Origin of the sequence: Bradyrhizobium sp., from assembly GCF_019244115.1 — a bacterium.
GTDB lineage: Bacteria > Pseudomonadota > Alphaproteobacteria > Rhizobiales > Xanthobacteraceae > Bradyrhizobium.
On record NZ_JAFATE010000131.1, the window covers coordinates 1 to 11,149 of the forward strand.

General features: G+C 64.1%; 14 protein-coding genes. 8 read left to right on the forward strand and 6 right to left on the reverse strand.

What is annotated here, in order from left to right; all coding sequences use genetic code 11:
- The 5 genes from pqqE to pqqA form a co-directional block, all read right to left on the reverse strand.
- Positions 1 to 1,122 (reverse strand): pyrroloquinoline quinone biosynthesis protein PqqE (gene pqqE, locus JOZ76_RS06120; RefSeq protein ID WP_291697732.1); only part of this gene is annotated, 1,122 nt, incomplete at its 3' end.
- Positions 1,119 to 1,430, reverse strand: a complete 312-nt coding sequence (pqqD, locus tag JOZ76_RS06125; RefSeq protein ID WP_291697733.1) for a pyrroloquinoline quinone biosynthesis peptide chaperone PqqD — start codon at positions 1,428 to 1,430, stop codon at positions 1,119 to 1,121. The genes pqqE and pqqD, both read right to left, overlap by 4 nt.
- A gap of 11 nt (positions 1,431 to 1,441) precedes the next feature.
- Positions 1,442 to 2,197, reverse strand: coding sequence for a pyrroloquinoline-quinone synthase PqqC (gene pqqC / locus JOZ76_RS06130; protein WP_291697742.1), 756 nt, complete (start codon positions 2,195 to 2,197; stop codon positions 1,442 to 1,444).
- Positions 2,198 to 2,217: 20 nt separating this feature from the next.
- Positions 2,218 to 3,147, reverse strand: a complete 930-nt coding sequence (gene pqqB / locus JOZ76_RS06135; protein WP_291697734.1) for a pyrroloquinoline quinone biosynthesis protein PqqB — start codon at positions 3,145 to 3,147, stop codon at positions 2,218 to 2,220.
- Positions 3,148 to 3,269: 122 nt separating this feature from the next.
- Positions 3,270 to 3,350 (reverse strand): pyrroloquinoline quinone precursor peptide PqqA, encoded by an 81-nt coding sequence (gene pqqA, locus JOZ76_RS06140; RefSeq protein ID WP_291697743.1) that lies wholly within the window; start codon positions 3,348 to 3,350, stop codon positions 3,270 to 3,272.
- 323 nt (positions 3,351 to 3,673) lie between these two features.
- On the opposite strand from pqqA, the gene JOZ76_RS06145 reads away from it, so the two are divergent.
- The 3 genes from JOZ76_RS06145 (at position 3,674) to JOZ76_RS06155 (ending at position 6,043) form a co-directional block, all read left to right on the forward strand.
- On the forward strand, positions 3,674 to 3,931 hold the full coding sequence (locus JOZ76_RS06145) for a DUF6894 family protein (RefSeq protein WP_291697735.1): 258 nt from the start codon (positions 3,674 to 3,676) through the stop codon (positions 3,929 to 3,931).
- Positions 3,932 to 4,070: 139 nt separating this feature from the next.
- On the forward strand, positions 4,071 to 5,327 hold the full coding sequence (locus tag JOZ76_RS06150) for a PQQ-dependent sugar dehydrogenase (RefSeq protein WP_291697744.1): 1,257 nt from the start codon (positions 4,071 to 4,073) through the stop codon (positions 5,325 to 5,327).
- Between the two features lie 143 nt (positions 5,328 to 5,470).
- Positions 5,471 to 6,043, forward strand: a complete 573-nt coding sequence (locus JOZ76_RS06155) for a c-type cytochrome (RefSeq protein WP_291697736.1) — start codon at positions 5,471 to 5,473, stop codon at positions 6,041 to 6,043.
- A gap of 30 nt (positions 6,044 to 6,073) precedes the next feature.
- Here the strand turns inward: JOZ76_RS06155 and JOZ76_RS06160 are convergent, their stop codons facing one another.
- On the reverse strand, positions 6,074 to 6,451 hold the full coding sequence (locus JOZ76_RS06160; RefSeq protein ID WP_291697737.1) for a GIY-YIG nuclease family protein: 378 nt from the start codon (positions 6,449 to 6,451) through the stop codon (positions 6,074 to 6,076).
- A 73-nt stretch (positions 6,452 to 6,524) separates the two neighbouring features.
- Between JOZ76_RS06160 and JOZ76_RS06165 the strand changes: the two genes are divergently transcribed.
- The 5 genes from JOZ76_RS06165 to kdgD all read left to right on the forward strand — a co-directional run bounded on the left by JOZ76_RS06165 (position 6,525) and on the right by kdgD (position 11,010).
- Positions 6,525 to 7,925: an amidase family protein gene (locus tag JOZ76_RS06165; RefSeq protein ID WP_291697738.1), complete on the forward strand. Its 1,401-nt coding sequence runs from the start codon at positions 6,525 to 6,527 to the stop codon at positions 7,923 to 7,925.
- A gap of 8 nt (positions 7,926 to 7,933) precedes the next feature.
- Positions 7,934 to 8,410, forward strand: a complete 477-nt coding sequence (locus JOZ76_RS06170) for a glutathione peroxidase (protein ID WP_291697739.1) — start codon at positions 7,934 to 7,936, stop codon at positions 8,408 to 8,410.
- Complete coding sequence (locus JOZ76_RS06175; protein WP_291697740.1) at positions 8,407 to 8,679, forward strand: DUF3297 family protein; 273 nt, start codon at positions 8,407 to 8,409, stop codon at positions 8,677 to 8,679. The genes JOZ76_RS06170 and JOZ76_RS06175 overlap by 4 nt, the downstream gene beginning before the upstream one ends.
- A 369-nt stretch (positions 8,680 to 9,048) precedes the next feature.
- Positions 9,049 to 9,954, forward strand: coding sequence for a LysR substrate-binding domain-containing protein (locus tag JOZ76_RS06180; RefSeq protein ID WP_291697745.1), 906 nt, complete (start codon positions 9,049 to 9,051; stop codon positions 9,952 to 9,954).
- A gap of 114 nt (positions 9,955 to 10,068) precedes the next feature.
- Entirely contained in the window at positions 10,069 to 11,010 is a 942-nt protein-coding gene (gene kdgD / locus JOZ76_RS06185) for a 5-dehydro-4-deoxyglucarate dehydratase (protein WP_291697741.1), read from the forward strand.
- The last annotated feature ends 139 nt before the right edge of the window (positions 11,011 to 11,149 follow it).

Sequence of the window (11,149 nt, forward strand, 5' to 3'; positions counted from 1 at the left end):
CTGCTTGAAGATGGTCTCGTGCAGCGGCGACAGCGCGCAGGCCGGATCGGTGTTGGCGGCATCGCCGGTCAGCGCAAAGGCCTGGCAGCGGCAGCCGCCGAAATCGATCTCGCGGAATTCGCAGGACTTGCAGGGCTCCTTCATCCAGCTCGTGCCGCGATAGCGGTTGAAGGCTTGCGAGTTCTGCCAGATCCAGGCGATCGAATGGTTCGAGCGCACGGATTCGAATGCGAGGCCGGTGATGCTCTCCGCGGCATGGCAAGGCAGCACCTTGCCGGCGGGCGAGATGTTGAAGAACTGCCGGCCCCAGCCGCCCATGCATTTCTTCGGCCGCAGCGCGTAATAGTCGGGCACGACATAGTCGATGGTCAGCGTGCCTTTCAGCCGCTCGCGCGCCTCGGCGACGAGACGGTCGGTCTCCTCGAGCTGTTCGAGGGTCGGCATCAGCGCGGCGCGATTCTTCAGCGCCCAGCCATAATACTGCACATTGGCGACCTCGAGCCGGTCGGCGTCGAGATCGACCGCCATCTGGATGATGTCGGGAAGCTGATGCAGATTCTGCCGATGCATGACGGCGTTCACCGTCAGCGGCAGGTCGAGCTCCCTGGTCCATTTCGCGACTTCGAGCTTCTTGGCATGCGCGTCCTTAAAGCCGGCGACGCGGTCGGCAATCGCATGGTCCGAGCCCTGGAAACTGATCTGCACATGACACAGGCCCGCGTTCGCCAGCGCGGCGAGCTTGTCGCGCGACAGCAGCACGGCCGAGGTGATGAGATTGGAGTAGAGCCCAACATCGGTTGCGTGCTGCACCAGCTCGACCAGATCCTTGCGCGCAGTCGGCTCGCCGCCGGAGAAATGGATCTGCAGCACGCCGATCTCGGCGAGCTCGGAAAGAACCTTCTTCCATTCCTCGGTCGTTAGCTCCTGGCCTGCGCGGTCGAGCTCGAGCGGGTTGGAGCAATAGGGGCATTGCAGGGGGCAGCGATGCGTGAGCTCGGCGAGCACCGCCAGCGGGATGCCAAAGGTTTCCGCGGTCGAGGCGCGGTTTTCCAGCACCGCGAGCCCGTCGCTCGCGTCGTGCCTTGTGGCGGCCTCGGCCGCCTCGCTGGTGACCTCGCTCATGACGCCTTCTCGCGTGCTTCGGTCAAAAATCCCTTGTCGGCCAGGTCCTGCAGCATGCCGATCACGTCGACCAGGATGGTGTCGCGCGGCGCGGCATATTTTGCGGCGAGCGCGTCGGCAATGGCGCCGACATCGCGCACGCCGTCGCAGAGCTGCAGCACCTCGACCGCGATCTCATCCGGCGCCAGCACCCGCTCGGGCGCGAGGATAACCCAGACTTTCCGCGTCTCGTCGAATTTCAGTTTTGTATGGCGCGGCAGCACCGGGCGGCTCGCCTCGCTGACTTGGATGTGACGCGGCCCTGCCATCGCTTCCTCGCTCAGCTCGACGCGGGCACGAAGGCGCCCGGCGGAATGTGGCCATCGACATAGGCGTGATACAGCGCGTCGAGCTGCACCCACAGCACGTTGGTCTTGAAGATCAGCGCATTGCAGACCAGCGCGCGCTGCTCCGGGGTGGTGGCATGCGCCTTGACATAGTCGAGCGCAAAGTTGGCGTCGCGCGGCGCCTGCGCGAGGCGGCGCTTGAAATAGCTCATGATGTCCGGATTGACGAAATCGTAATGCTGCAGCATCCCCGAGATGCGCTCTTCGTGCAGGTTCGGCGCGAACAGTTCTGTCAGCGAGGAGGCGATCGCCTCCAGCGGACTCTTCTCCCTGCAGAAATGCACATAGGCTTCCACTGCGAAGCGGGTCGCCGGCAAGATGCCTTCGGTCGATTCCACATAGGCGGTGTCGAGCCCGAGCCCTTCGGTCAGTTTCAGCCAGCGCTCGATGCCGCCTTCGCTGCCGACCTCGCCGTCATGATCCTCGATGCGGTGGCGCCATTCCACGCGCGTGGCGCGGTCGCGGAAACGCGAGATCACCACCGCGTCCTTGATCGGGATGGTGCCCTGGTAATAGTAGCGGTTCAGCGCCCAGGCCTGCACCTGGCCTTTGTTCAGCTTGCCGCCATGCAGCAGCCGGTGGAACGGATGCAGGCTGTGATAGCGCGTCGCACCGATGTGCCGCAGCGCCGCTTCCAGCTCCTCGGCGCTGCCCAAAGCCACGCCCCTGCCGATCGAAAGCGCGGTCATCGTATTCAAGGGCATCACGTTCACAGCACGATCTCCGTTCCGTCGGCCGGGATTTGCCAGCCCGCATGTTCGGCCATTTTGCGTTCGGGCGAGGCGGCCAGCAGCGCCGGATTCGAGTTGTTGATATGCAGAAACACTTTTTTGTCGATCGCGACGCCGGCGAGCTGCGCGATTGCGCCGTCGTCGCCGGACATCGCGATATGGCCCATCGCCTTGCCGGTCTTCTGCGACAGGCCCTGCGCGATCATCTCGTCGTCGCGCCACACCGTGCCATCGAAGAACACCAGCGGCGCGCCGGCAAGGCGGGATTTGATGTCGTCGCCGACCGCGGCACAAGCCGCCAGAAAGTAGAAGTGCTTCCCGCTCGCCTTCTCGCTGACCTTGAGGCCCAGCGTATCGCCGGTTCCATCCGCCCCGCCCGGATGCGTCTTGCCGCGCAGGTACCAGGCGCTGGTGCCGGCCACCGCAAATGGCTCGATTTCGAGCCCTGAGGGCGAGCCGTCGGCGAGCTTTGGCTCGAACGGCTTGCCGACGTCGATCGCCTCGCGCCGCACCGTCTTCTCATTCAGGACATCAAAGATGCTGTTGCTCTTGAGGATCGCCAGCACCTTTGCATGCGCATAGATTGCAAATGGCGAGCCTTCGCGCATTGACAAGAGCCCGGTGACCGCGTCGATCTCGCCATTCGTCAGGATCACGCCCGCGATCGGGCTGTGGCGCAGCGCGCCGGGTTTGGGATGAAGCTGCGGCGTTACGGTGAGCTGCTGGCGCAGATCGGGCGAGGCGTTGACCAGGAACCAGTTTTCGCCGTCAGCACTGAACGCGATCGAGGCTTGCGTGCTCCTCAGCTCCGGATGTCCGTTTCGCGCGGCCCGGCACACCTGGCATCCACAATTCCACTGCGGGACGCCGCCGCCGGCCGCAGCGCCCAGGACGACGATGCGCAGCATGACCCGTCTCCTGGAATCCCAAACACCAGATGATCTTATGACATGACCTCCAGCCCCGCCGCGTCCTTGGAGGACGCGTCAGGTCCGGAGGTCGGTCTCATGCGAAGGTTGGCGTGGCTCGCTTACTTGCGGGCCGCGCAGGCATACATGTTGATTTCCATGCCGCAGGGCACTTCGACGATTTTGGGGGCTTTCCAGGCCATTGAGGCTCTCCTTCTGAAGGTGTTTCCGTCCACTGTGACCCATAAGTTACTGCGGAAAGAAAAGTTCGGCGACCTTTTTTTTGAGCCAAAATTTGAAGTAATTTGTTGCGACGCGAAAGTCGGTTTTGGACGCGAAGCCGCCGACAGGGCGTCAAAATAACGGGGATCAATGGGGTTGATGGCGAGGTGGGACTGACCTGGGGCTGGGACAATGAGTGTTGTGATGCGACGGGGACACAGGGCTGGCGGCAAAATCACGAATAAAGCATTTGTGAAATGACCTGGGCTTCCAATTCGCCGCATCCAAATCCACTGGATGGTTGATGCCGAGATATTATTTCCATACGCGGGTTGGCAACGAGCTGATCGCCGACCCCGAAGGTGAAGAACTGCGCAATCCCGATCGCGCATGGGAAGTGGCGCGCGCCATGATTCTCGAGCTGCTGCGGACGGAGGGGGGCAACGCGGCGCTGCTATCGACGGTGATCGAGGTCACCGACGCCCGCGGCGAGATCGTGCTGCTGTTTCCGTTCATGGAGGCGATCGTGGCCGCGCGGGACCAGCCGGTCACACGGCACTGAGCCGACCTGCGGGCGAAGACGACCGCTTGCACAACTCCCCGAAAAGTTCGAAGACTAGAGGTTGCACGGCGATCCCGCGCTGACGGCTCATGTCGGCGCGAGGACAGTACAACCGCCGTATCCTGGGGAGGAATCGATGATGACCTGTCTTGCGGGCCCGCGCAGCCTGTGGCTCGCCGGCGCATTTTCTTGTGCCTTGATGGTTGGAATGCCTGTTGGCGCACTCGCGCAGCAACAGGCCAATGCGCAGCCGCTGCCGCCCGGCTCGCCCTTGATCGGGCGCCCGGACAGCGAGGCCGCCGCAAAACTGGCGCCGGTCGCGCCACCGCCGCTGCCGGCTGCCGCCGACAAGCTGCCCACCGCAAAACTCAAGCTGCCACCCGGCTTCAGCATCGAGGTCTATGCCTCGGGCATGGCCAATGCGCGCTCGCTGGCGCTGGGCGACAAGGGTACAGTGTTCGTCGGATCGCGGCTGGTCGACAGGGTCTATGCGATCACCAGCAAGGACGGCCAGCGCGCGGTCAGGGTGCTCGCCTCCGGTCTCTACCGCCCGAACGGCGTCGCCGTTCACGACGGCACGCTCTATATCGCGGAGCTGTCGAAGATCTCGAAGATCGAGAACGTCGAGGACGTGCTCGACAATCCGCCAAAACCCACTGTCATCTATGACAATCTGCCCAAGGACGAGGCCCACGGCTGGAAGTTCATCGCGGTCGGCCCGGACAACAAGCTCTATGTGCCGGTCGGCCAGCCCGGCAACAACGTGTTGCACGATGATGCGCACGGCCAGATCCGCCGCATCAACCTCGACGGCTCCGGCGCCGAGGTGGTCGCGCTCGGCGTCCGCAACACGGTCGGTTTCGACTGGAATCCCGACACCAAGCAGCTCTACTTCACGGACAATGGCCGCGACTGGCTGTCCGAGGACATTCCGAACGACGAGCTCAACCGCGTCACCAGGGTCGGCGAGGACTTTGGAGCACCCTATTGCTACCAGGGCAACATTCCCGATCCGGAATTCGGCTGGGGCCATTCCTGCAGCGAGTTCACGGCGCCGGTCGGCCTGATGGGACCGCACGCCGCCGCGCTCGGCATGCGCTTCTACACGGGCAGCATGTTCCCACCCGAGTACAAGAACGTGATCTTCGTCGCGCGGCACGGCTCGTGGAACAGGACCAACAAGTTCGGCGGCGACGTTGCCGCGGTGAAACTGAACGAGGATGGCACGGTGAAATCGGTCGAGCCGTTCATGACCGGGTTTTTGGAGGACAACAAATATGTCGGCCGTCCGGTCGACGTGATGCTGATGAAGGACGGTTCGCTGCTGGTGTCCGACGACTGGAACGGCGCCGTCTACCGCGTCAGCTACGACAAGGACAAGGTGGCGACGAAGTAGCGTCTTTCGAGTGCGGACTGGTAGGGTGGGCAAAGCGAAGCGTGCCCACCTCTTCGGGGGAGGCGCGGTGAGGGAAACGGTGGGCACGGCGCGAAGACGCGCCTTTGCCCACCCTACAGCAGCCGAGCAACTGGGCAGCGTAAATGCGTAAGCAAGCAGCAATCGCCGGCCTTGTGCTCACCTTCGTCGCATCATGCGCGAGCGCCGAAACCATCGCCGAACGTGCGGCGCCCTGTCTTGCCTGTCACGGCGAAAAGGGACAGTCGCAGATCGAGTTCACGCCCTCGCTCGGCGGCCAGCAGGCGCCCTACGCGCTGATCCAGCTCTTCATGTTTCGCGAGAAGCTGCGCGTCTTCGAGCCGATGAACGAGATGGCCAAGGCGCTCACCGATGACGATCTGCGCGCCTTCTCCGACTACATTGCGAGCCTGCCAAAACCGGTGCCGCCGGAGGATGCCGGCGAGCCGGCGCGCATGGACCACGCCAAGGCGCTCGCGCAGCAGTTTCGCTGCAGCTCCTGCCACAAGCCGGACTTCTCCGGTGGCGACAACGTCCCGCGTATCGCGGGCCAGCGCGAGGACTATCTGAAGAAGACGCTCGGCGAATACAAGGACAACAGCCGCCATGGTTATGACGGCACCATGGCCGACGTGATGGGGTCGGTGTCGGGCGAGCAGATCGCCGATCTCGCCTATTACATCGCGCGCGTGCGGTGATCGGCTGCCGCGCGGATTCGCGGCCTACATCTAACACTCGTCATGGCCGGGCTTGTCCCGGCCATCCACGTCTTGGCCCGTGATCGTGTCGTAGAGGTCGTCCCAGTTCGGGTTGCCTGCAACGATCAGTCGAACCTTCCAAGCGCGCGACCAATGTTTGATGTTCTTCTCCCGCTGGATTGCATCCGTGATGGTATCGAATTGTTCGAAGTAAACGAGCCTTTTTAGTCCATAGCGTTTGGTAAAACCCTCAACAGAGCCAGAGCGGTGTTCGAACACGCGTCGGACAAGATCGTTCGTCGCGCCGACATAGAGTATCCCGTTCGGACGGTTTGTAAGAATGTAAATGTAGCCGCGTGCCATGCCGAGATACTGCAAGACGTGGATGGCCGGGACAAGCCCGGCCATGACGACGAGTAAGCCCTGCTGGCCATGCGGCTTGCTTGACGCTAGAACCAGCCGACTACGTGGAGTTCCCCCCATGTCCGATCTCTGGCGCCTGTCGGCCGCCGATCTTGCTGCCCTGATCCGATCGAAGCAGGCTTCCGCGAAGGATGCTGCGGCCGACGCGCTGGCGCGGATGGATGCCGTCAATCCCGCCATCAATGCCGTGATCGATTTTCGCGTCGCCGACGTGCTGGAACAGGCCGACGCCGTCGATGCCGCGCTCGCGCGGGACCAAGCGGTTGGCCCGCTCGCAGGCGTGCCGGTCACGGTGAAGGTCAATGTCGACCAGAAGGGCTTCGCCACCACCAATGGCGTGACGCTGCAGCGCGACATCGTCGCTGCGAGCAACAGTCCGGTGGTCGACAATCTGCGCAAGGCGGGCGCCGTCATTCTCGGCCGCACCAACTGTCCGGCCTTCTCCTATCGATGGTTCACGACGAATCTGATTTACGGCGATACCAAAAATCCCCACGACCCGACGCTGACGCCGGGCGGCTCGTCGGGCGGCGCGGGAGCTGCGGTCGCGGCCGGCATCGGGGCGATCGCGCACGGCACCGATATCGCGGGCTCGATCCGCTATCCCGCCTATGCCTGCGGCGTGCATGGTCTGCGCCCGACCCTCGGGCGTGTTCCGAGTTTCAACGCGGCGCTGTCGGATCGTCCGATCGGGCCGCAGCTCTGCGCGGTATCGGGCCCGCTCGCGCGCACCATCGGCGATCTCCGCCTCGCGCTGCTGGCAATGGCGGCACGCGACGCGCGCGATCCCTGGTGGGTGCCGGCGCCGCTGGAGGGACCGCCGATGCCGAAACGCGCCGCCTTGTGCGTCGCGCCGGATGGGCTTGAGACAGCGCCGGAAGTCGTCGCCGCCGTGATCGATGCCGGCAAGCGCCTGGAGCGCGCGGGCTGGACCGTGGAGACGATCGAGACCACGCCGCCGATGCGCGCGCCGGCCGAGCTCAACACAAAACTCTGGCTCGGCGATAGCTTTGAGGCGCAGCTTGCCGCCGCCGAACGCGAGGGCGATCCGGGCGCGCTCGCCTGCCTGCGCGGCATCAGGCCAAGAGTCTTTCCGTTCGATTCGGATACCGTGTCGAAAGCGCTGACGCGGCGGGTGACGCTGACGCGCGAATGGCAGCTCTTCTTCGAACGCTATGCGGTGCTGCTGACGCCGGTCTCCGGCGAGCTGCCATTCCCAGATCAACTCGATTGCAAGGACGAGGCCTCCTTCGCACGCGTCTGGGAGGCGCAACTGCCGCAGATCGCGATCCCCTTCATGGGCCTGCCGGCGCTCAGCGTCGCGACCGCCCTGGTCGGGCGCGTTCCCGTCGGTGTGCAGGTCGTCTCCGGCCGGTTTCGCGAGGACCTGTGTTTTGCCGCAGGCGAGGCGATCGAGGCCGGCGGCACGCCGCCATCGCCGATCGATCCGGTGCATTGAGGACGACGATGGCGAGGATCTACGACTTCACCGCGCAGTCGCTGTCCGGCGACGAGGTTCCGCTGAGGCAGTTCGAGGGACAGGTGCTGCTGATCGTCAACACCGCAAGCGCCTGCGGTTTTACGCCACAATATCGCGGGCTCGAAGCGTTGCAGCGGGAGTACGGTCCGCGCGGCTTTTCCGTGCTCGGCTTTCCCTGCAACCAGTTCGGTCACCAGGAGCCGGGCAGTGCGCAGGACATCGCGGCGTTCTGTGCGCGCGAATATGATGTAAGCTTCCCGATGTTCGCCAAGATCGACGTCAACGGCGGCAATGCCCATCCGCTCTACGCTCATTTGAAGCGCGAGAAGACCGGGCTGTTGGGGGCATCGATCAAATGGAACTTCACCAAATTCCTGGTCGATCGCACAGGCCGCGTGGTAGGGCGCTTCGCGCCGACCGACCGGCCGGAAGGACTGAAGAAACAAATCGAGGCCCTGCTGTGAACGATGAAAAGAATGAGACCGCGCACGACCCGTTGCCCGACCGCCTGTCGGTCGATCCGTCGAGCCCGTACTACAATGCCGACGTGCTGGCGCATGATATCGGCATTCGCTTCAAGGGCATGGAAAAGACCAATGTCGAGGAATATTGCGTCAGCGAGGGCTGGGTGCGCGTCACCGCCGGCAACGCCAAAGACCGCCACGGCAATCCGCTGACCATCAAGGTGTTCGGTCCGGTCGAGCCGTATTACCGCGAGAAGAAGCAGATGTGAGCGTCATTCCGGGTCGCGCCACGCGCGCCCGGAATGACTGTGGATCCTTGAGTGTCCATTCAATTCCGTCCGCATCATCGACGTCGGCGCAGGGCTGAGACCGGCCTTTTCACCGATCCGCAACGCGTAAATTCATTTGACGAAGTTGCCGACGATCCGGCCGCCACCGGAGGAGCGGCGCCTACGCCGCGTCTCGAAGGATGAGGCCCGATCTCGGCTTCATGGTTCGAGATGCCGCGCCATAGCGCGGCGCCTCACCATGCGGGTTTGGTGGCGCAGTGCGACGGCCTTTGGCCGCCGTCCTTGTCTCGGGAGGCATCGATGCTAAAATCGCTGGATAGACGATCGGTCTATTCCGAGTGTGTATCGATGTTCGACCTGAGCCAGCTCCGTTGTTTCGTGGCGGTGGCTGAAGAACTGCATTTCGGCCGGGCCGCGGCGCGGCTGAACATGACCCAGCCGCCACTCTCTCGGCAGATCCAGGTGCTGGAGCACATCATCGATGCGCCGTTGCTCGAGCGCACCAGCCGCTCGGTGCGGCTGACCCCGGCCGGGCGCAGCTTTCTGCCCGAGGCCCGGCGCATCCTCAAACTCGCGGAGAGCGCCTCGCAGGCCGCCCGCCGCATCGCGCTGGGCAAGACCGGTTCGCTGAAAATCGGCTTCACCGCGGCCGCCGCCTATGGCTTCCTGCCCGAGCTGATTGCGGCCTGCCGGGCGCGCCTGCCGGAGGTTGATTTCTCGCTGAAGGAAATGGTTTCCGGCGACCAGCTCGAAGCGCTGGCCTCGGGCCAGATCGACGCCGGCCTGCTGCGGCCGCCGATCGCGCGGCCGGAGTTTTTGACGAGGCGCGTGGTCGCCGAGCCGCTGCTCGCGGCGATCCCGGAAAAGCATCCGCTCGCCGCGGCGAAGACGGTGTCGATCGGGGATTTCGACGGCGAGCCCTTCGTCATGTATTCGCCCTATGAATCGCGCTACTTCCACGATCTGCTGGTGGCGCAATTCGCGCGTGCGCAAATCCTGCCGCGCTATGTGCAGCATCTGAGCCAGATCCATTCCATCCTCGCGATGGTGCGGGCGGGGCTTGGCGCGGCGATCGTGCCGGCGGCTGCGGCGAGTTTCGAGATCGCCAACGTCAAGCTCAGGCCGCTCAAGCTGCCGACCGAGACATCGGTCGAGTTGTTTCTGGTCTGGCGGCGCGATCATGAGAACCCGCTGCTGCCGTCGCTGATCGAGATCGCCGGCGAACTGGCGGCATCAGATGGCCGTGATGATTGATACGGATCGCATATCATTCAATGCCGTGATTGGCTTGGCGTGCATCGACTGAGTCTCCTACAAGGCGCGGCGTACAGGCGGTTCAAAAATGTCCTCAATCAAGGGAGCGGTGCAATGAGCAAGATGACCCCGCAGGAGATGGCCAGGACAATCGGCCGCGGCCTGCTGTCCTTTCCCGTGACGCCTTTCAAGGCGGACTATTCGTTCGACGAGGCGACCTACCGGTCCAACATGGACTGGCTGTGCGGCTATGACGTCGCCGGTCTGTTCGCGGCCGGCGGCACCGGCGAGTTCTTCTCGCTGACGCCGACCGAGGTGCCGCATGTGGTCGGCATCGCGGTCGACGAGACCAAGGGCCGCGTGCCCGTGCTCGCCGGGACCGGCTATGGCACCGCGATCGCGCGCGAGATCGCTGCAGGTGTCGAGAAGGCCGGCGCGGACGGCCTGTTGCTGTTGCCGCCCTATCTGACCCATTCCGAGCAGGAAGGGCTCGCCGCTCATGTCGAGGCGGTCTGCGCCTCAGTGAAGATTGGCGTCATCGTCTACAACCGTGACAATGCGATCCTGCAGCCCGACACGCTGGCGCGCCTTTGCGAGCGCTGCCCGAACCTGGTCGGCTACAAGGACGGCATCGGCGACATCGAGCTGATGACGCGGGTCTACACCAAGATGGGCGACCGCCTGACCTATATCGGTGGTCTGCCGACCGCGGAGACCTTTGCGTTGCCCTATCTCGACATGGGCGTGTCGACCTATTCCTCCGCCGTGTTCAACTTCGTCCCGGATTTCGCGACGCGCTTCTATGCCGCCGTGCGCGCCCGCGACCACCAGACCATCCATGCGGGGCTGAAGGATTTCATCCTGCCGCTGATCGCGATCCGCAACCGCAAGAAGGGCTATGCGGTCTCGATCATCAAGGCCGGCATGAAGGTGATCGGCCGCTATTCCGGCCCGGTGCGTCCGCCACTGACCGATCTGACCGAGGCGGAGTTTGCCGAGCTTGCGGCGCTGGTCGCAAACCTGCCGGCCCCGCTGGCACGCCAGGCCGCGGAATAGCGCGCGGCTCGCGAAGGAGGAAAGAGGCGCCGCCGCGCCCGGCAAGGTCACTGCGATCGACACGCATTGGATCTGGCAGGACGGGCAGGCGTTGACCAAAGAGCCGCTGCAGATCAAAGGCGGCCGGATCGCGGTCCCC

Coding starts and splice junctions, on each gene's coding strand:
- pqqA (WP_291697743.1), bottom strand. CDS start 3,350: ATGGCCTGGAAAGCCCCCAAAATCGTCGAAGTGCCCTGCGGCATGGAA.
- JOZ76_RS06150 (WP_291697744.1), top strand. CDS start 4,071: ATGACCTGTCTTGCGGGCCCGCGCAGCCTGTGGCTCGCCGGCGCATTT.
- pqqB (WP_291697734.1), bottom strand. CDS start 3,147: ATGCTGCGCATCGTCGTCCTGGGCGCTGCGGCCGGCGGCGGCGTCCCG.
- JOZ76_RS06165 (WP_291697738.1), top strand. CDS start 6,525: ATGTCCGATCTCTGGCGCCTGTCGGCCGCCGATCTTGCTGCCCTGATC.
- JOZ76_RS06180 (WP_291697745.1), top strand. CDS start 9,049: ATGTTCGACCTGAGCCAGCTCCGTTGTTTCGTGGCGGTGGCTGAAGAA.
- JOZ76_RS06160 (WP_291697737.1), bottom strand. CDS start 6,451: ATGGCCGGGCTTGTCCCGGCCATCCACGTCTTGCAGTATCTCGGCATG.
- pqqC (WP_291697742.1), bottom strand. CDS start 2,197: ATGACCGCGCTTTCGATCGGCAGGGGCGTGGCTTTGGGCAGCGCCGAG.
- JOZ76_RS06145 (WP_291697735.1), top strand. CDS start 3,674: ATGCCGAGATATTATTTCCATACGCGGGTTGGCAACGAGCTGATCGCC.
- JOZ76_RS06155 (WP_291697736.1), top strand. CDS start 5,471: ATGCGTAAGCAAGCAGCAATCGCCGGCCTTGTGCTCACCTTCGTCGCA.
- JOZ76_RS06170 (WP_291697739.1), top strand. CDS start 7,934: ATGGCGAGGATCTACGACTTCACCGCGCAGTCGCTGTCCGGCGACGAG.
- kdgD (WP_291697741.1), top strand. CDS start 10,069: ATGAGCAAGATGACCCCGCAGGAGATGGCCAGGACAATCGGCCGCGGC.
- pqqD (WP_291697733.1), bottom strand. CDS start 1,430: ATGGCAGGGCCGCGTCACATCCAAGTCAGCGAGGCGAGCCGCCCGGTG.